This is a genomic window from Sphingobacterium humi (assembly GCF_009768885.1).
Taxonomy (GTDB): Bacteria; Bacteroidota; Bacteroidia; order Sphingobacteriales; family Sphingobacteriaceae; genus Sphingobacterium; species Sphingobacterium humi.
This window is the reverse complement of record NZ_WSQA01000002.1, coordinates 239,482-260,286: the sequence shown is the minus strand read 5'-3', so window position 1 is coordinate 260,286 and position 20,805 is coordinate 239,482. Positions and strand designations below refer to the sequence as shown.

The 20,805-nt window shown below is 43.1% G+C and carries 14 protein-coding genes; 10 read left to right on the top strand and 4 right to left on the bottom strand.

The features are described from left to right. Positions 1-319 precede the first annotated feature (319 nt). Both GQF63_RS03455 and GQF63_RS03450 read right to left on the bottom strand, forming a co-directional pair. On the bottom strand, positions 320-1,567 hold the full coding sequence (locus GQF63_RS03455; RefSeq protein WP_160367719.1) for a sugar MFS transporter: 1,248 nt from the start codon (positions 1,565-1,567) through the stop codon (positions 320-322). Positions 1,568-1,570: 3 nt separating this feature from the next. Continuing rightward, positions 1,571-2,755, bottom strand: a complete 1,185-nt coding sequence (locus GQF63_RS03450) for a n-acyl-d-glucosamine 2-epimerase (RefSeq protein WP_160367718.1) — start codon at positions 2,753-2,755, stop codon at positions 1,571-1,573. 253 nt (positions 2,756-3,008) lie between these two features. On the opposite strand from GQF63_RS03450, the gene GQF63_RS03445 reads away from it, so the two are divergent. The 4 genes from GQF63_RS03445 to GQF63_RS03430 all read left to right on the top strand — a co-directional run bounded on the left by GQF63_RS03445 (position 3,009) and on the right by GQF63_RS03430 (position 10,742). Continuing rightward, positions 3,009-4,220, top strand: coding sequence for an ROK family transcriptional regulator (locus GQF63_RS03445; protein ID WP_160367717.1), 1,212 nt, complete (start codon positions 3,009-3,011; stop codon positions 4,218-4,220). 309 nt (positions 4,221-4,529) lie between these two features. Then, a complete protein-coding gene (locus GQF63_RS03440) occupies positions 4,530-7,673 on the top strand; it encodes a SusC/RagA family TonB-linked outer membrane protein (protein ID WP_160367716.1) in 3,144 nt (1,047 codons plus the stop codon). Between the two features lie 10 nt (positions 7,674-7,683). After that, positions 7,684-9,657, top strand: a complete 1,974-nt coding sequence (locus GQF63_RS03435) for a RagB/SusD family nutrient uptake outer membrane protein (protein ID WP_160367715.1) — start codon at positions 7,684-7,686, stop codon at positions 9,655-9,657. A gap of 11 nt (positions 9,658-9,668) precedes the next feature. Beyond that, positions 9,669-10,742 (top strand): DUF4855 domain-containing protein, encoded by a 1,074-nt coding sequence (locus GQF63_RS03430; protein WP_160367714.1) that lies wholly within the window; start codon positions 9,669-9,671, stop codon positions 10,740-10,742. Between the two features lie 241 nt (positions 10,743-10,983). Here GQF63_RS03430 and GQF63_RS03425 read toward each other — a convergent pair whose 3' ends face one another. Then, positions 10,984-11,430: a hypothetical protein gene (locus GQF63_RS03425; protein WP_160367713.1), complete on the bottom strand. Its 447-nt coding sequence runs from the start codon at positions 11,428-11,430 to the stop codon at positions 10,984-10,986. A gap of 200 nt (positions 11,431-11,630) precedes the next feature. On the opposite strand from GQF63_RS03425, the gene GQF63_RS03420 reads away from it, so the two are divergent. The 4 genes from GQF63_RS03420 to GQF63_RS03405 all read left to right on the top strand — a co-directional run bounded on the left by GQF63_RS03420 (position 11,631) and on the right by GQF63_RS03405 (position 15,259). Beyond that, positions 11,631-13,544 carry an FG-GAP-like repeat-containing protein gene (locus GQF63_RS03420; protein WP_160367712.1) on the top strand — a complete coding sequence of 638 codons (1,914 nt, stop codon included), beginning with the start codon at positions 11,631-11,633 and terminating at the stop codon, positions 13,542-13,544. A 144-nt stretch (positions 13,545-13,688) separates the two neighbouring features. Beyond that, complete coding sequence (locus GQF63_RS03415) at positions 13,689-14,261, top strand: RNA polymerase sigma-70 factor (protein WP_160367711.1); 573 nt, start codon at positions 13,689-13,691, stop codon at positions 14,259-14,261. Between the two features lie 141 nt (positions 14,262-14,402). Beyond that, the gene (locus tag GQF63_RS03410; RefSeq protein ID WP_160367710.1) at positions 14,403-14,573 is read left to right on the top strand and encodes a hypothetical protein; all 171 of its coding nucleotides are present in this window, start codon (positions 14,403-14,405) and stop codon (positions 14,571-14,573) included. Between the two features lie 47 nt (positions 14,574-14,620). Then, positions 14,621-15,259: a 2,3-bisphosphoglycerate-dependent phosphoglycerate mutase gene (locus GQF63_RS03405; RefSeq protein ID WP_160367709.1), complete on the top strand. Its 639-nt coding sequence runs from the start codon at positions 14,621-14,623 to the stop codon at positions 15,257-15,259. A gap of 21 nt (positions 15,260-15,280) precedes the next feature. On the opposite strand, the gene GQF63_RS03400 is transcribed toward GQF63_RS03405, so the two are convergent. Next, positions 15,281-15,937 carry a metal-dependent transcriptional regulator gene (locus tag GQF63_RS03400; RefSeq protein ID WP_160367708.1) on the bottom strand — a complete coding sequence of 219 codons (657 nt, stop codon included), beginning with the start codon at positions 15,935-15,937 and terminating at the stop codon, positions 15,281-15,283. 221 nt (positions 15,938-16,158) lie between these two features. On the opposite strand from GQF63_RS03400, the gene GQF63_RS03395 reads away from it, so the two are divergent. After that, entirely contained in the window at positions 16,159-17,361 is a 1,203-nt protein-coding gene (locus GQF63_RS03395) for a FecR family protein (protein ID WP_160367707.1), read from the top strand. Positions 17,362-17,435: 74 nt separating this feature from the next. Continuing rightward, on the top strand, positions 17,436-20,798 hold the full coding sequence (locus tag GQF63_RS03390) for a SusC/RagA family TonB-linked outer membrane protein (RefSeq protein ID WP_160367706.1): 3,363 nt from the start codon (positions 17,436-17,438) through the stop codon (positions 20,796-20,798). Positions 20,799-20,805 lie beyond the last annotated feature (7 nt).

The window sequence follows — 20,805 nt, the reverse complement described above, 5'->3', positions numbered from 1 at the left end:
TCTTTTTTCTGCTGATTAAGCCTTGGCGATATTAAAACCGGGGAATTTTAATTTCGTTAGAATTAATCATTATTGTAAAAATACAATAAACTGTTAATATTTTTTCATGGGTCTGTTAATTCGATAAAAATTATTTTCCGATAATTCGAAATAAAAGTAGATGCTGCTACAGTAGGGTTGAGGTTGCATATTTAATAGTTATTTTGTGTCTATAAATAACGTAAATTCCTAGCAAACTGGTATATTAAATTATTGTTTTCTTTTTGTAAGACCATAAAAAAGGGGCCTTGCGGCCCCTCCTCAGATAAACATTGATTGATTATATACTGTATTTTTTTCCTATGAAATAGGCATAGGCCCAAATGATCACATAACAAAGGACGGGAAGGATAAAAGCGATTTCCCAGTGAAAGGCATCCTTTAAGGCGCCCTGTAAATAGGTAATTGCTGCACCACCAACGATTGCTGTCGATAGTAAGCCGGAACCTGATCCGGTTTGGTTCCCCAAGCCAAAAACCGAAAGGGAAAAAATCGTTGCGAACATAATGGAATTACAAACCCCCACCAAGATCATCAGCCAGATCGATAAGTTACCCGATGTGATTAAGGATAGGATAATGAATAGTACGGCACAAAGTGAAACCAGCTTCAATATAAGATTGCTTTTATACTTTTTCAAGAACTGCGAACCTACAAATCGACCCACCAACATACCGCCCCAATAAAAACTCAAGTAATAATTCGCCTGGCTTTCCGCAATCGCTAAACGGTCGGCGATGTAATTGGTTAAATAAGTACCAATGGCCACCTCAGCACCCACGTACATAAATATGGCCAGGATGCCAAACTTAAGATTCGGGTGATTCTGAATCAAGCTGAGCAAGGATGTTTTTTCCGTTTCCTGATGGGCACTCACCGAACCCCGAACATCGGGCAGTTTCATGAAATAGATAATAATACCGATCAAGGCCAGTCCGCTAGCTATGATTAAATAAGGTTGAATTAGTGCGGAAGAGCTGGATTCATCCGGGCTGATTTTAGATAGGATGAAATGTGCCCCGAACAAAGGTGCCAGCGTCGTACCTAAGGAGCCAATGCCTTGAATAAGCGTAAGGCGCGAAGCCGCACTTTTGGCAGGACCTAAGGCCGTAATATACGGATTTGCAGAAACCTGTAAGCCCACAATGCCGATAGCAATAACAAATAAGGCTGCTAAAAAAAGGTAATATTTATGATAGATGGCCGCCGGAAAAAATAAACAAGCCCCAATAGCCGCAACCAGGAAGCCAAAAACCATCCCTTTTTTATAACCTATGCGGTCTACTAATTTACCTAAGGGAATAGAAATCAATCCATAGGTCAGGTAAAAGTAAAACTGCACCAAAGACGACTGTGAGTAGGTTAGGTTGAAGCCATGCTTGAAAAAGGGAACCAGGGTATCATTTAATACTGTGATGAAACCCAGCATAAAATACAGGACGGCAAGGACAAGCAAGGCAAGTTTCAAACTTTGGCCGCTAATGGCCGAAGTTTGTTGTACGGGTTCTTGTTGGTTAATAATGGGCATACGCTAGTTTATTTTAAGTTCTTCGGCTTGGGCTATCTTATTACTTAAATTGGCCAATTGGAAAATAGCACGAGGGACATGGAAACATCCCTTCCATTTGCCACCTTTCAGATTGATTAATACTTCCCCTTGGCGGTTTAAATAACCGTACATTTCCCCGAATTCGCTATCTACAAAATGTTCCCAAATATAGTCATGTAATTTCTCATACCAGGCTAGGCATTGCTTATTTCCGGTTAACTGATATCCTTTTAACATCGCTATACAGGCTTCTAAATGTACCCACCATAATTTCTGATCCCATTCCAATTGGAAAGGAGGCGAATTCTTACGGTCTAAGAAATAGAAAATGCCACCATGCTCTTGGTCCCAACCATAATCCATCAACTGCAAGCTGATTTGTACACATTGCTCTATCAAGGCGCTATCGTTCCACTTCTCCGCAATGTCCATTAAAAACCACATCGATTCTAAACCATGGCCCGGGTTAATCACTCGACCATCGCTGCTATCGTCAATGGAACCATCCGCTTTTACATTCTCTACAATAAGGCCTAATTCCGCCTTATAAAACACGTTCATCACCTCATTTACCCCATATTTCAAGGTAGCTTCCACCTCTTCAGGACTCAGGAGATGCTCGATTTCCAAAACTAAATTACATAGGATCATCGGTAGGGAGAATCCTTTTAATGGCCGGTTGCCGGTCGCTTTATTATAGATGCCCTTCGGATTATCCTTTCTTTCCAAAATACGTTTAAAGGTGTTTACCGCTAATTCGGCATAGGCCTGATTGCCGCTGGCTTTACTCAATTGGGCAAAGGCCATGCAGGCAAAGCAATCCGAAAAGATATTATAAGCTTGCGTCAAAGGTTGTCCTTTTTTATCTAAGGAGAAATACCAATCGCCGGCTTCGTTGCGACCATGCTTCTCCATAAAGGCGGCGCCATGCTCGGCAATCTGTAAAAACTGCGGATTCTGCTCTAATTGATTATAAAACATCGAGAAGGTCCAGATCTGTCGGTTCTGCAGCCACACAAATTTGTCGCTGTCAAACACCTTTCCCTCACGATCTAGGCAGGTATAGTAGCCACCATCTTCTTCATCAAGTGAATGCTTCATCCAAAAAGGCAGGATGTCGTTTTTGAGGTATTGGCTATAAAAATTATGTCTTGCTTTGAAGTCCATATGAATAGGTTATTAATTTTTGTGAATGCTGATTTTTCGTTGGTCAAAAAATCTGATTACACAATTTTATTAAAAAAATTTGATAATGAAGCGCAATTATTAAAAAAAATATTAAATATGATAATATTGAAAATTTTATTTAATATAGCATCGGATTGTTTAATTGGGTTGCTGGCTATGAAAACCCAGATTTGACCTAAACTAACCTTGTTTCCCTTAGGGACAGCAAGGTTATCACATTTAATGAAAAACTATGAACTTTTTTGAGGAGATCAACAATAGTAGTTTAAATGGTGTTGCATTGAAGAACTTGTATACCAAGCGCTCTATCGTTTCATATTTTGCGAAAAATGGAAATGCGACCATCGCCGATTTAGCGAAAGTATTCAGTTTGAGTACGCCGAAGGTGAACAGTGTCTTGGCCGAATTAATGGAGGATGGTATAGTGAAAGAATATGGAAAGGTCGATACTGCTGGCGGGCGTCGCCCCACCATCTATGGCCTTGAAGCGAATTCCTGTTTCTTTATCGGGGTCGATGTAAAACAAGATTATGTAAACCTCGGGATTTCCGACCTGCAGAGCAATTTGCAGAAAACTCAATACAACCTCGCTTACGAATTAAAAAACGATCAGCAATCCTTAGAACAGCTTTGTCAGCTCATTGAAGAATTTGTGAAGCAGTCTAAAGTACCTAAGAATAAGATACTTGGTTTATGCTTAAACTTAACCGGGCGTATCAATCACCGAACAGGCTATTCCTATAGTTTTTTCAATTTTCAAGAAGAACCGCTCAGTAATGTGCTGGAGTCGCGATTAGGGATGAAGGTATACTTGGAGAATGATTCCCGGGCCATGGCGGTCGGTGAATTTAACTTCGGATCGGTAAAAGATGAACAGAACGTGCTGTTTATCAACTTAGACCACGGGATAGGCATGGGGGTGATGATTGATGGTGCCATCTACTACGGTAAGTCGGGTTTTGCCGGCGAGTTTGGCCACTTACCAGTCTATAACAATGAAATCATTTGCCATTGCGGCAAAAAGGGCTGTCTAGAAACCGAAGCCGCAGGTTGGGCCTTGGTGCGTAAATTCCAAGAAAAGATACAAGCCGGATCTTCCAGTATATTAGAAGGAAATGCGGAGGATGTTAAGTTGGAAGATATTATTCAGGCCGCCAAAAACGATGATAACCTCGCTATTGAATTAATAGGGGAGGTTGGTTCGCATTTAGGCCGAGGTATTGCCTTGTTAATCAATATTTTCAATCCCGAGCTTATCATCTTAGGCGGGCAGATCGCCTCCGCTGGCGATTACCTGAAACTGCCTTTAAAAATGGCCTGGAATAAATATTCATTAAGCGTGGTCAATTCCGATACGCTTTTAAAGACTAGTCATTTGGGCGATGCGGCCGGATTGCTTGGCGCTTGCTTAATCGTTCGCAATAAAGTGTTAGAAATTGAATAAATCAGCCCTAGTTTTATAATAATATTGAAATCCCCCTCCCTCAGAGGGGGATTGTTTTTTATATAGCCAATTTTTTACACGTATTAATACCCTTTTCAAAGTACCATTAAGCTTGTTTTTGCGGTTTATCAGCTTGATTTACTAAATAAAATTAAAAAAGCTAAGGTGATAATGAAAAAAAATTATAACTTTATTGCATTAACTCAATTAATTATATAACTAATTCGGCTACCACTGAAAAATTTGTTTAAACCTTAAAACCGTACACATTCTTATTCCATGTATTATATATTAACTTAAAACCAAATTATGTCTTACCAATTAAATTCAAGGTATTGGATAGCTGACCGCTTGAAAATCCTTTTGTCGGTGGGTATCATTAATCTTGCCGCCATTCCACACCTGCATGCCGGGCCCGGAACAGAGTACAGCGTTTTTGCCAATCAACAAATTGTCACCGGACGCGTATTAAATGAAAAGGGCGCCGCCTTGGAAGGTGTTAGTGTATCTTTAGTAGCTGGCGGAGCTTCCGTAAAAACGGATGCCAAAGGTTCTTATGCGATTGCAGCGAATGCTGCGGGGCAACTTCGCTTTACCTTCGTTGGGTATAAGGAGTTGTTAGTTGAAATTTCTTCCCGAACGACTGTCGATGTGGTCTTGCAAGAAGATATCTCTGCCTTGGAAGAACTCGTGGTCGTAGGGATGGGAAAACAGAAAAAAGCCAGTGTAATTGGGGCGATTTCTACGGTAAAGATGGAGGATCTCCAGGTGCCAACACGTTCCCTCACGAATGCCTTGGCCGGAAAAATGGCCGGTGCTGTCGTAGTACAACGCACGGGTGAATTAGGACGCGATAATGGCGGTATCTGGATTCGTGGTATCTCGACGTTTAGCGCCAACCGTTCACCATTGATCTTAGTGGATGGGGTAGAGCGCGAGATGCAAGATATTTCGGTGGAAGAAATTGAATCGGTATCCATTCTTAAAGATGCATCGGCTACAGCGGTATACGGTGTGCGGGCGGCCAATGGCGTTGTTATTGTGACCACCCGTCGCGGACGTGTTCAAAAACCTTCTATTGATTTCGTTGCAGAATCCGGGCGATCAGACCTGCCTAACCTGCCGAAATTTATCGATGGTGCCGATTATGCCATGTTATATAACGAGGCTTTGGGTAGAGAGAATTATACGCCTGAATTTATTGAAAATGTGCGTAATGGTTCCGATCCATACCTATACCCGAATGTAAATTGGTATAATGAGATTTATAAAAAGTATTCGGCCAATAGCCAAGCGAATTTAAATATACGTGGTGGGGGTGAAGTAGCCCGTTACTATGTAGGCTTTGGGTATATGAATGAAGCCGGTAATTATAACGATAATCCGGATAATGATTATAAATCGAATATGAAACTGGAGCGTTATAACTTCCGTTCCAATGTAGATATTTCCCTGACGAAAACAACAGAAATAGGCTTGGAAGTAAGCGGTAGTTTAACCGACTTGCATACCCCTGGTGTGGGTGGAACTATTTATTCGTCCTATTATACACCAGCCCAAACCTTATTCTATTGGACTTCTTTAGCCACACCAATTTCCAATCCGGTTCGTTTACCTATCGGAAAAGATCTAGCAGGCAATGATGTCTGGGGCTGGGGCGCTCCAACACAAGTAGGCGAATACAACCCCGTAGAACGTTTGATGGGCTCTGGTTATAATACTGAGTTCCGCAATCAGTTTATGAGCCAGATTTCCCTAAACCAAAACCTAGAGCAAATCTTAAAAGGCTTAACCTTCCGCTTTGCCTTCTCTTTTGATGCCTATAATCAAACAGAAATCCAACGTCGTAAAGAATCCCCAACTTTTGGCGTACAAGGAAGAGATGAAACAACAGGCGATTTATTGTTCAAAGAAGTGACCCAAGGGCAGCAAACCCTAAACTATTCACGTGCCTTAGTAACTAACCGCGCCAAGGAGATGAAAGGGCAGTTAAATTATAACCGTTCCTTCGGCATCCATAATGTGAGCGCGATGGCCATGTATTACCAACGCGATTATATCGATGGCAATGCAGGGTCTTCTATTTTAGCTTTACCATATCGTCGTCAAGGGGTTGCCTTCCGCAGTACCTACGATTATGATGGTCGTTATTTTGCGGAATTCAACGTGGGCTATAACGGCTCGGAGAACTTCCCGAAAGAAAGCCGCTTTGGTTGGTTCCCGGCGGTTGCCGCAGGTGTAATCTTCTCGAATGAAAGCTATTGGGAAAATTTAAGAAGTACCGTTAACCTTTTCAAACTACGCGGATCCGTCGGATTAGTAGGTTCTGAAGCTTTACCGGGCGGCAATCGTTACGGCTATCTTTCGGTGTATGGTGCTGGTTTAGGTGGATATACCTTCGGCGAAACAGGCGTAGGCTATGCCGGAACGGGCGAAGATAGAATTGGTGTCGCGAATTTGACTTGGGAAAAAGGCTTAAAACAGAATATTGGTATTGAATTAGGCTTCTGGAATGATTTAGTGAAATTGGAAGCGGATTACTTCTATGAAAAAAGAACCGACATCCTCTTGCAACGTGCTTCCTTGCCTAACTTTGCCGGCTTTAACTCTGCGCCATTTGCTAATATGGGTCGCATGATAAACCGCGGTATCGATGGTACCTTGGAAGTTAACAAGCGTTATGAAAATGCAGGCTTCCGTGTTTATGGTAACTTCACCTATGCCAAGGATAAAATCTTGGAACAAGATGAGGCCCAGAAAAACTATGCCTACCGGATGCGTACCGGACATAAGTATGGTCAGCAATTCGGTTTAGTAGCCTTAGGCTTATTTGCCAATGAGGAAGAAATTGCCAACAGCCCAACGCAAACCTTCGGGGTGGTGCGTCCAGGCGATGTGAAATTCCAAGATCAAAACGGCGATGGCCAAATTACCATCGATGATGAGGTAGCCATCGGCTATTCAAACTTACCGGAAATAAACTACGGTTTTGGATTCCAGGTAGACTATAAAGGCTTTGACTTCGGGATGTTCTTCCGTGGCCAATCTAGAGTGACTTACGGCCTAGGCGGTTCCTATATTCCATTTAACCAAGGGGTAGGTAAAGGAAACATCTTTGCCGAGGCTTTGGATCGCTGGACACCGGAAAACCCGAACCCGAATGCCTTGTACCCACGTATTTTTAACGGTACTTCCGCCAATAACTGGCAGGCCTCTACCCGTACTATTTACGATGGAAGCTTCTTACGCCTATCGGATGTGGAACTGGGCTATACCTTCCGTTCCGATTGGATGCAACGCCTAAAAATGAAGCGCTTAAGACTTTATGTGTTATCGCATAACCTCGCCACCTTCGCCCCTTGGAAACTTTGGGATCCGGAAACCGGATCGAACCAAGGGATGAACTACCCGCTTCAGCGTAAATTCAATTTTGGTTTAAGAGCTACTTTTTAACTGTCCGATTATGAAAAAGATTTTTATTGCAACCCTTATAGCTCCTGCATTTTTATTGACAGGTTGTGCCAAATTCTTGGAGAAGCAACCCGATGATATGAAAACCGATGCCATGATTTGGAGCACCCGTTTGGAAACGGAAAAATTCCTGTACAATGTCTATTCCCAAATTCCTTCCCATAACCTGCACCAGGATGACCCTTGGTTAGGGGTGTCGGATGAGGTGGATTTAACTTGGAACGTATATAACACCTATAATATCAATTTAGGTAACTGGACGCCGATGTCTGGCTTCTATTTAAAATGGCCTAACTGGTATAAAGCCATTCGTGCGTCTTATGTTTTTGAGCAAAATGTAGATAAAAACCCGCAGTTGAGCGAGGATTTGAAGATCCAGTACAAAGCGGAAGTTAAATTCCTACGTGCCTATTATTACTGGTTATTACTGCGTCAATATGGCCCAGTGGTGTTGATCGATAAACTAGCGCCATTAGATGAGCCATGGAAAGAATATAAGCGCGCCCCGTATGACGAATGTGTGAATTATATTGTAACGACGTTGGATGAAGCCTACAAGGACTTACCGATGCACTGGCAAAGTGATAAGCAATGGTTAGGAAAGCCGACGAAGTTTGCAGCCAAAGCCGTGAAAGCCGAAGTATTGCTGATGGCGGCCAGCCCGCAGTGGAATGGTAACAGCTTATATGCCGACTTCAAAAACGAAGATGGTACACCGTTAACGGCTTTACAGTACGACGAGAACAAATGGAAAAAAGCCGCTGATGCAGCTTATGAGGTAATCAGCTTGGCAGAATCTACACCGGCAGCCAACGTTCGTTTGTATAAAAACAATGAAAACGGCGATGGCGCTGTCTTTAACCCTTATAAATCTGTTCGTGATATCCATATCAAAAAATGGAACTGCGAAATTATCTGGGGTAAGGCAGGTTTAGCGGTGAATGCTTGGGAATTGCACACCTCGCCGGGTCCAAACAACTTGGGTGGTGTGGGACCAACTCAGCGTGCCGTTGATGCTTTTTACATGAAAAACGGAAAAGCCATTGATGATCCTACTTCCGGCTATGTGGAGGATGGCTTCTCGACCGAGGGGGGAGAAAAATGGAACCCGAATAATCTGAGCCCAACAACTGACCGGGTGAAGATGATTGAAATGATCCGTAGTGGTGAGGCTTGGGGACACTGGCCAGGCGACTGGAATATGTTTGCCAACCGCGAACCACGTTTCTATGCCGCAGTATTGTATAATAAACGGATTATTCCACAATTGCCAGCTGATATTGCTAAACGCGATTATTATTCCACCAATAACAATACGGTAAAACAAGCCAATGGCTATGGCCGGGTTGAGTTTTATTATGGCGGTGCTTCCCGTCAATCGGGCTCCTATACCTTCTTTCCGCAAACCGGTTACTTGGTCTTGAAGAACGTAGATCCATTGAGTAATTTAAGAGACAGACAGTATGTTAGTGATGGCCGCCATCAAACTTTCATTCGTTATGCAGCTGTTCTCCTAAATTATATTGAGGCCTTGAACGAGTACAATCCGGGCGATCCGAACATCCAGAAATATTGGGATATGATTCGTGAACGCGCAGGTATTCCTGGTATTTTCAGCGTATATCCGGGCATTAAAGGAAACAAGGAAAAACAACGGGAATACATTATTCATGAAAGACAGGTGGAACTTGCCTTTGAAGGCGATCGTTACTTCACCACGCGCCGTCGTCTATTATCCAATACACCGGATGATGGAAATCCACGTCGCAAATTTGGTGATGGCGGTAAGTTCTACGGTTTAGATGTATATGCCGGAACCCCATCCACGAATAGTTTTACCACGACTTCCTTCTATAAGGTGGTACCGTTTGAAACCCGTGTATTCAGTAATAAAATGAATTTATTCCCGATCCCTCAATCAGAAATTGATAAAGCACCATTGCTGGTTCAAAACCCTGGTTGGTAATTTTAAACCCTATGAGATATTTAGTTATTATTTTAAACCTACTTTTCTGCCTTCCCGGTTTTGCGCAGGAAAAATTCAATCGAACGGATATTGTGGACCTCGCCTTGATTTATCATGGTGGGGTACACCGCGCGTCCTATGAATGGAAGAAAGAGCTCTTCGAACCTTATGTGAGTTATACCAACAAACAAAACCAACAAAAATGGTTGTTCGACGGCTTTCTATTCCTGGAATTTAAAGATGGAAAAGGTAGAAACTATGCCCCAGGCTATGATAAGTTAAATGCACGTAAGCCCGAATGGACTTGGTTAATCGATCGCCATTTCGAAAAAGGAATTGCTTTCGATGCCTTGAATGGCTTAATTGCTGAAAAGAAAAAGGTTATTAAAGCTCCTCCGTTTAAACATAAAGTGGTAATGGGTTTGCCCTCTGCCATCCATAAACAATTGGACTGGGGTGATATTAATGGCAAAGCCTTAGACTTTCATAAAAAAGAAGATCGCCTAGCTGCCATCGAATGGTATGTGGATGAGTTTTTAGCACGCTTTAAAAAGGAAAACTATAAGAACCTTCAACTTACCGGCTTCTATTGGGTAGATGAAGACGATAGAGACGGCAAAGGCATTACGCAAGAAGTTGGCGATTATGTGCGCGCCAAAGGATTGAAGTTTTACTGGATTCCTTACTGGAATGCCTCCGGCAATACCAAATGGAAAGAAATGGGCTTCGACTTTGCTTGGCAACAACCCAATCACTTCTTCAATGCCACCATTCCCGATAGCCGTTTACAAGAAACCTGTGACTTGGCCAATTCGGCACACATGGGCTTGGAAATGGAGTTTGATGAATCGGCACTTGCAGGCGTGAAAGACAGCAAAAGAAACCGCTTTATAGCCTATTTAGAGGCCTTTAAAAGAAATGGCGTGTTCGATCAATCGTCCATTGCTTATTACCAAGGCGGCTCTGCATTCGCGCAGTTGCTACGCTCTAAAGATCCAAAAGATAACGAGCTTTATCATATGTTGGCCGATCTGATTGCCAAACGTAAGGAAAAGAAAGTATTCAAAAAGTTAAAAACAAAGTAATCTAACCTACAACCAATAGCATACCTCGCACAGGGGGTGCTACACTTGCATCCCTGCCATCATTTGGCAGGGATGCTTTTTTTTAGAACAAGCCGCCCAATCATGTAAGGCCTTGTTTTTGAAATGTCGGTTTTCCCTATCCTTTCTAACCTTTTGCTCTCTCTATGGATAGCCCTTCGCAAAGGGGCTTGAAAGGAGTTTGAAAGGGGAGTGAAAGGGGAGAGAAAAGGGAGTGAACAAACTAAGTTAGCACCCAAATACGTGGATGTAATTGCAAAGCGGTATTTGGACGTACTTTGCCATTGACCAAATCTTCTTCGCTTCCCTCTAGGTGCCAATTCAAGTCCTCATCGGCCACTTTTAATAGCTTATAAATGGCATCCGGATCTTTATAGCTTAGGTCGGATTGCAAGAGATTGATGCCCTTATCACGGAAGAGCTGTTCGGCTTCTTCTTTGGAAAGCTGTTTTAAACGATTAGAAAGTTCGTCGAAGGATTGTAATTCCTGCTCCATTTCATCGGGGAAATTGTCGGCCAGATAGCCTACGTATAAGTTTCGGTCTTTTTGGCGTAGGGCTTCATTTTTATAGGCGATGCGTTCGGGCGAGAGGTAGAAATCGAAATCCTCCGGATGCGCCCGGAAACCAAATTGTCGGTCGAAATAATCAATGCGTTCCTGTAATGTCATAGGCTCTGTCTTAAGTAAACAATTGATAGGATAACCGCCTTAAGCGGAAATTGTTTGCGCCGCCACTAGTGTAGGGGTTTAAAATAATAGGGTAAAAAACTTTAAAAAACGTTTCAAATCTTAAAAAATATTAATATTTTCGGATAGAAAACTTTAATAAACTTTCATTTGATTGTTTAAAAATTATTTAAAGCTAAATTATGTTATTATCACCTATGAAAAATTATGGTTCAAAAGGCGTATTGGCCATGATGGCTACGCTGCTGTGCTTATGCACGGTTGGCTGTTCGAAAAGTAGTCCTGAGCCTGGAAATCCTGGCCCCGGAAAAGAACCCGAAGTGCCAACGACGCCCCAAGAACCGAATCCCGATCCTTTGAAATTAGAACAAGCCTTCACGGTGATGTCCTTTAATTTGCGCAACCCCACGGCTGCAGATCCTTTTAGCCAATTGGAGCGCATGAGTAAACTGACCGGCATGATGAAAGACCATCAGGTGGATATCCTAGGTGTTCAAGAACTTGCCGACAATGGCGTTGAGGAGTATGTAAATGGGGCGATGAACGAGGCCGGCTATGATGTGTATAAAACCGGAGCGGCCAACGGTTCGCCAAAATCTATCTTTTATAAACGAGAGCGCTTTAGCTTGGTGAAGGGCGGCCATTTCTTAAAAGAGTTCGTTAAAGAAACAGTGATATCTAGTGCCAAATGGGTTATCTTAAAGGATAAAACAAATGGCTTAGAATATTTTGTCATCAATTCTCACTGGTATCATACGGCGGATGCCGGGCAATACCGGGCAGATTTTGCTAAACTTATTCTGGACTGCATCCGCGATAACCACAATGGAAAACCGGTGATTTGTATGGGTGATTTCAATGCCATTCCAGGTACCAATGAAATCAACATCATTAAAAATGTAACCGGCTATGATATGATTGATGCCTTGATGGATACCCAGGCAGAATATACCTTCCATAACTGGACAGGAAAAGCCACCAAAAAACTAGATTACGTAATGAGTACCCGCGATTTAGCCTTGCGAGGTTACGAAACAGTGAAGGATAAATTTACGGTAGATGGAAAAACCATGTGGCCATCGGATCATTTCCCGGTTTTAGCAAGGTATATTCCTGCTGTATTTCAGGCCGGATTTAATCATGAAACGGCTGCCAGTGCGCAAGCGAAAACCCGCTATTTCTTTGCTGATGTAAACGGCGATGGGAAGAAAGATAAAATCCAATGGCAGGCAGGCGCAAATGCCGGTAAAGTAGGGGTATATTTATCGAATGGGGCATCAGGTTTTCAAAGTACGGCTATACAGCACGATGCTTCAGCAAGCAGCTCGGAAGATGTGCAGTATTATTTTGCCGATGTAAATGGCGATAAAAAGGCTGATTTAATCCGTTGGCAAAAAGGTCAGGCTTCCGGTAAAACCCAGGTATTCTTAGCAACGAGTAATGGTAGCTTTGCCAGTACTTCGGTAGACCATGCCCAGGGAGCTTCTACTTTAGCGGGAACAAATTACCTATTCGCGGATGTGAATGGCGATGGGAAGGCCGATAAAATCCAGTGGGAGGCCAGCCAGCATGCTGGACAACCGCAATTGTACTTAGCTACTGAAAACGGGAACTTCGCCAGCAGTGCCAAAGCGATTGCCGTGGCAGCCAGCAACAGTGCTTCAAGTCAGTTTTTCTTGGCCGATATCAATGGCGATAAAAAAGCAGATTTAGTACGCTGGGATGCCGGCAAAGATAGTGGCAAAGCCCTTGTTTATCTTGCCGCTGCCGATGGTACCTTTGCCTTATCCGATGGTTTCTCCAACAGCGGTGCTACCAGTGGACTGAGCAATACCCGTTTTTATTTTAGCGATATCAACGGCGATGGCAAAGCCGATAAAGTATACTGGAACCCGACGAATTACTTGGGCGAGCCAAAGATTTACTTGGCGGGAGAAACCGGCTTTGATGGACCTGTTTATTCCTTAAGAGGGCCATCCCAACAAGAAGGTACCCACTTTTTCTTTGCTGATATTAATGGCGACAAAAAAGCCGATCAGTTGCGCTGGAATGCTGCTGAAAACAACGGTAAAGTGCAATCGTATTTAGTGCGCTAAAGAAATCATAAAATAGCGTAGGAGCATGGCCCTGTTTTGCACTAGCATCAGGGCAATTTTCTTTTCTTTTTTGCCTAATCGCGTGTAAATCCATAGTTTTGCGCTGCACTAAGGAAGCCAAGCCCCCTTATTACACGCATACTTATGAAAATTTACAGTGATTTGTGTGATGCAGATCTTCTTGTTATTTTAAAAAATGATAATGAACAAGCTTATGAAGCGATCTATAAACGATACCATAGCTTGCTGTTTATATATGCGCATAAAAAACTGCTGGATAAAAAGGAAGCCGAAGATGTGGTGCAGGATGTGCTGCTCAAGCTTTGGCATAACAGACAGCAATTGGATGAGCGCATGAGCTTGCCTGCCTATTTGTATACGGCCGTTCGTAATAAGGCCTTTGATATTTTTGCACATCAGCAAGTAAGCGAAAAATACCTGGCCTCCTTGGCTGATTTTAATCCGGCGGTGGCCAATACCGATTATTTATTGCGTGAAAATCAATTGAAGGAATTAATTCAACGAGAAATTGATGCCTTACCTGTACGCATGCGGGAGATTTTTCAACTCTCCCGAAGAGATAAACTCAGCAATAAGGAAATTGCCGCCTACTTAGACCTATCTCCCCATACCGTAGATACCCAAATTAAACGTGCCCTGCGCCTGCTGAAGAAAAGATTGGGCTATTATTTTTGGTTGCTCTATTTTATACACTAAGGCCTGCTGGCCAAATATCTCCCTTTTTTTCTGCTAGAAAACCATTATCATTTTCCTGTAATCCGCTAAAAATAAAGCCGTTATTCTTAATGTTAGTTGATTCTAACTTGCTAAATTTGCCTATCTAACTATAGAAAGGATATGGAGTATGTGATTGACTTATTAGAAAGTCAGAAACAACAATTGGAAAGACGCTTGTATGATGATAAACTCATGTATACAGATCGTAAAACTGCCAGCTTGCTGCTGCAGCAACTTGCACAATTGAAACGGGCGATTAAGTATCTGAAGCTCAAAGCAACACGACGCTAATCAATATTTCGGCCTGTGACGGGAATTGTAAAAATAAAAAATAAAATATGGCAAAGTTATTTTTAGTGCGACATGGGCAATCCTTATGGAATTTAGAAAACAGGTTTACAGGTTTACATGATGTTGACCTCACGCCATTGGGTATTGCCGAAGCCAAGCATGCCGGATACCTACTTTCGGAGGAATCCTTGCAAATTGCCTTTACTTCCCGCTTAAATCGAGCACAACATACCCTAAATATCATTCTGGATGTGACCGGGAATGCCGAAATTCCCATCATCATAGACCCGGCCCTTAATGAAAGGGGCTATGGGAAATTGGAAGGCTTAAATAAGGAAGAAACGGCGATATTATATGGCGAAGAACAAGTATGGCAGTGGCGAAGATCGTACCACAGTAGGCCCCCCGGCGGCGAAAGCTTGCAAGATACCTTCGAACGCGTGGTGCCCTATTTCATCAACTTTATCCTTCCCCAACTTCAATTAGGGCGAAACGTGTTGATTGTGGCTCATGGCAATAGCCTGCGTGCATTAATTATGCACCTGGAGAAATTATCGGTAAGTGCCATCATCGACCGCGAGATTCCAACCGGCATTCCAAGCTGTTATCGCTTTATGATGGATGCTAGTTTTTTACAGGTTCCAATCGTGTTTCCCCGGGAAAGCAAGAATTCCTTTAGCCCTTGAAAGCAGTTTTGTGCCTGGTTTTTAGGAAGGTTTCACCAAAAGGTTTTGCGCGACCAAACAACTGAGGGTTAATGTTTCTTGCTTGCCATAGCGAATGCTGACACTATGGTCAAATTTCTCAATAGCGAGCACATCCATCTTCGTTCCTAGGCTGAGCTTTTTACTGCTTAAAAAGCGTAATAAGTCTTCGGATGAGGATTGTACGGCCATAAATTGCACCGTATCGCCGGGTTCACAGCTGGTCAAAGGCAGGTAGCTGTTCGGTACAAAATTCCCTTCCGAATCGGGGATAGGAGAGCCATGCGGATCTACCGTTGGAAAGCCCAACTGCTCGTCCATCTTCTGAAAGAAGGCCTCCGATTGTATATGTTCAATCTGCTCGGCAATGGCATGCACATCGGCCCAGCCAAAGCCCATCTTCTCGACCAGGTACATTTCCGTTAAGCGGTGCTTGCGGATAATTAAAGCGGCTTGCTTTTTTCCTGCTTCCGTTAATCGTAGCGGTTTATAACTTTCATACTTCACCAATCCCTTCTCTGCCAAACGCTTCATCATGCTGTTGACCGTGGGCATTTTAATGTCTAAATGCTTAGAGATTTCATTGACACTTGCCGAACCCTTTTGCCAAGTAATGGCAAATAATGCCTTTAAGTAGTTTTCTTCGGTATGCGATATCATAATACACAAGAAACGAATTAGTACGTTCTAACATCTAAGTTAGTTCTTTTCTTATAATTTCCATAGGTAGGGGGATTTTTATTGTTGCATTGTATTTTATTGGGTTTGTAATCAGGTAACTACGGTTTATTTTTAAAAATAGTTTTTTTTCTTGTACCCGATGGGTATACCCTTGCTCGTTATGTTAATATAGCCGCCCAAAGGCGGGGAAACCTAATTTTATGAATCAAGCGAAAGACTTACTTGAAAAGTACAAACGTGGGCACTGTACAGCAGAAGAACTGGCCTTATTGCAGCAATGGTTTCATCAGCTTAACCAGGAGGAGCCTACAGCCTTGACTGATGCAGATTTGCAGGCCGGCCTGCAGCGTTTTGAACAGGCCTTTGCCGCTTCGAAAACCAAGGTTAGGCCGATGCGCAATTGGTATTGGCCAGCAGCAGCAAGCGCAGCAGCTCTTCTTATTGCTGTAGGTAGCTGGCTATATTTCAGCGATGCCCTTAAGCAAGAAGACCAGCTAAAGGAGGAGTTGGTTCAACAGCCTCGCGTTGAGCAGGAAGTGGAATTGCCTTTAACTACCCTGGAAAATAAGGTTCCTCTTAAAAAACCGGCGGAAAATATAGCGTTGCTTGAATTTGCAGATGGCGATAAAATGTCCCTGGATGGTTTATCTACGGGCAGTGCTGTGGAAAGAAACGGCGTTATTATCACGAAATTGGGCTCAGGCGAGGTGACTATTGCCGTTAAAAAGGAAGCTGCCGCAGCAGGTTTAGCGCAACAAGAGCATCAAATATCTACACCGCGAGGTGGTATGTATAATTTAACCTTGCCAGATGGGAGTAAAGTTTTCCTAAATGCTGCATCTAGATTACGATTTCCACGTCAATTTGCGAAACAAGACCGCCGCGTTGAATTGCAAGGAGAAGCCTATTTTGAAATTGCTAAAGATCAGGCTCGTCCTTTTTACGTGTTGAGTCAGCATGGCAAATTGCAGCAGGAAATTCGGGTATACGGAACAAAATTTGTGGTTTCGGCCTACCGGGATGATCAGGTGTTTGCAACAACCTTATTGGAAGGGAAGATCAGTATCAAAGGAGCAAGGGGAGGGCAGGAATCCTTTATGCTGCCTAATCAACAAGCCCTGAATACGGTTGGCGACCTGCAAATTGCTCAAGCCGATGTAGAAGCAGCGATGGCTTGGCGAAACCAATTGTTTGATTTTTCAAATTCCAACCTGGAGCAAGTGATGAAACAAATTAGTCGCTGGTATGATATTGATATCGCAATGGCCGAGCAGCTGAAGGCGCTGCCCTTATCAGGACAATTGTCGCGTAATAAACCTTTACCCGAACTTTTGGAAATCTTAGCCTCTACCTATAACCTGAAATTTAACTTTAAACAGCAAAAACTACAGGTTAGCCAATAAAGCTTGGTTTATTAGCCTGTAACACCCTATTACGAACTAAACTTACCTTTTTATTATAACCTAAATTATTAATCATGCGTACTTTTTCTAAAAAGCTACTGCTCTCTCTTTTTGTGTTTCAACTGTTTGTATTTCAAGCTTTGCATGCCCAAAGTAAGAAGATACATATGGACCGCAAGAACATCAGTTTAAAAGAATTATTAGCTGATTTAAGAAAGCAAACGGGCTTAGATTTTGTGTATTCGGCCAGTAAGATGGACATCAACAAGCTGGTGAGCCCTCATTTTAAAGGCGCCAGTTTGGACGAGTTGCTTTCCACCTACTTTAATGAAAGCAGTAAAGTGGTTTATTTTCTGAAAAATAATACCATCGTATTTATTGATTTGGATAAAGCCAATTCAGTTTCCCTCCAAGGGCAGGTCCTCGATCAACGGGATAAAAAACCTATTGCAGGCGCCACAGTCTTGCTTAAGAATGGGAAGTTCCTCGCCCAAACCGATCAACAGGGACGTTTCTCGGGGAAAATGCCTGTCTATAACCGGGCGCTGGAAGTGCAGCTGATGGGTTATAAACGACAAGCGGTTCCCGTAAATGAGCAACACGAGTACCGCATTGAAATGGCACAGCAGACCGAAGAAATAAACGAAGTGGTAGTGACCGGTTTATTCAGTCGGCCAACAGAAAACTTTACAGGTGCCGCAACAGCGATTTCCGGCGAGTCCTTGCGCCAAGTAAATGCCATGAATGTGTTTGATGCCTTGAAGGTATTCGATCCGGCTGTACGTATTCCAGATAACATGGAATTTGGATCGGATCCGAATAATCTACCTAAGATCAGTCTTCGGGGTACCAATAATTTTCCAGGGCAGGGTGCAGCTGATGCTGGCTCGCTATCAGGAGCTGATTTTATTGCCGCTTACCAAACTAACCCTAGTATGCCGCTATTTATGTTGGATGGTTTTGAAGTGAGTTTGCAGAAAATCTACGATTTGGATATTAACCGGATCAGTAAGATGACTATTTTAAAAGATGCTGTGGCCACTTCGGCCTATGGCTCTCGGGCGGCCAATGGGGTTATTATTGTGGAAACCATACAACCAAGTGCCGGCAAATTAACCGTGAACTACAGTACGACCTTGCAAGTGACAGCACCAGATTTAAGCTCTTACCACCTGCTGAATGCGAACGATAAATTGGAATTGGAGCGTATCGGCGGGCTGTATACCACTTTGCGCCCGGAGAATCAGCTCATCCTGGATCAGCGTTATGCGCAACGTCGGGCAGCAGTAGCCTCTGGTGTAGATACCTACTGGTTGTCGCAGCCACTGCAAACGGGTGTTGGAACCAAGCAATCGGTGTTTTTAGAAGGTGGGGATAGTTACATTCGCTATGGTGCCAGCCTAGGCTATACCAATAACAAAGGCGTTATGAAAGGCTCGGGCCGTGAAAACCTCGAAGGGGGCATGAACCTGTCGTACCGTCGGAATACCTTTATGATTCGTAATCAATTAACCATTAATAGCAATACCTCCAATGATTCGCCCTATGGTGGATTCGGCGATTATACCCGAATGAATCCCTATTGGAATCCTTATGATGAGCAGGGCAACCCGCGCAAAATATTAGAATCGATCGTGAATTTTGGAGTGGGCGGAACAACGTTGGTTTCCAATCCGATGTATAATGCAAGTATCGGCACCCGTTTATTCTCGAAATACATGGGCTTTAACAACAACACGTTCTTGGAATGGAAAGTGCTGCCGGAATTGAAATTGACCGCGAAACTGGGCATCAATAGCCAGAAAGATGAGACCAATTCGTTCTTGCCGGCAGACCATACCGTCTTTTCGAAGATTACAGATTATAACTCCTTGGAGTATGCTTTACGCGGCTCTTATGATCGTTCGAATACCGAATTTAGAAATTATGAATCTAGCTTAACGGCAGATTACAGCAAGACCTTCGGTAAAAACTTAATCTATGCCACCTTGGGGGCTTCAGCAGCCGAGCAGCAGAGTAAAGCGACAGGAATTGCCGTTCGGGGCTTCCCCAATAATCGCTTGGATGAATTGTTCTATGGAAATTCCTATTTGAAGGATAGTCGCCCATCGGGGGTAAACAATATTTCCCGTCGCTTTTCTTCCTTTGCCAACTTTAACTATACCTACGATAGACGCTTTTTATTTGACTTAGCCTTAAACGTAGACGGCTCGACACAATTTGGTGAGCTGAATCGTTTCGCACCTTTCTGGGCTGTGGGTTTAGGCTGGAATGTGCATGAAGAGCCTTTCATGAAAAATGCGACAAGCGCGATTAATCGCTTGAAAATTCGCGGAGGCTTGGGAACCACTGGATCGCAGCAATTTCCACCATACATGGCCATCACCACCTATAATTACAACACTAACCAAGATTACCTGGGTATGTTCGGAGCCACCGTATTAGGCTATGGCAACCATAACCTAAAATGGCAGGAAACCCTAAAATATAACGTAGGATCGGATGTTTCCTTATGGCAAGATCGGATTATCCTGCGCTTGGATGCCTATTACGAATTGACAAACAACCTCTTGTTAGATATCAGTACGCCGCCTTCTCTTGGGGTTAGTTCCTATAAGGAAAACATGGGGAAATTGGCTAATCGTGGAATCGAAGGAAATATCAATGCCTTTATCTTTAAGCCGGGACAGAATAAGATTATCTGGTCGGTATTCCTAAATGCCATTCATAATAAAAACGAAATTAAGGAGATTTCCAATTCCTTGAAGAAAATGAACGATGCGAATGACTTGGACAACCAAACACGTCCGCAGATGCGTTTTGAGGAAGGTCAGTCGGTGAATGCTATTTGGGCGGTTCGTTCTGCCGGTATCGACCCGAGTACGGGCAAGGAATTGTTCTTCGATAAGGATGGCCATTTAACCTACCTCTGGAATGCCAAGGATAAAGTGATTGTGGGCGATCAGATGCCTAAATGGAGTGGTAACCTGGGTACCAATGTGACCTACAAAGGCATTCAGCTAGGTGCTTATTTTTCCTATCAACTCGGAGCCAAGCAGTATAACCAAACCTTGGCCGATTATGTGGAAAATGCCAATATTCAATACAATGTGGATGAACGTGTGTTGGAAGAAAGATGGCAAAAACCAGGCGATGTGACTTTCTTTAAAGGCTTGACAGACATCAATGGAAATACTGTGACCTCAACTACTTATGCGACCTCTAGGTTTATGCAAAAAAGTAATTTCCTGAATTTTACCTCCATTTCTTTGGGCTATTATTTGCCAGAGCAGTTTGCTGCTAAACTACACCTGAAGAATACGAGACTTTCCTTGCAAGGAAATAATGTGTTGCAATTGTCGACCATTCAAATTGAACGTGGATTGTCATATCCTTTTGCGCGCAACTTTACTTTTAGTTTAAACACTTCATTTTAACCGAAAT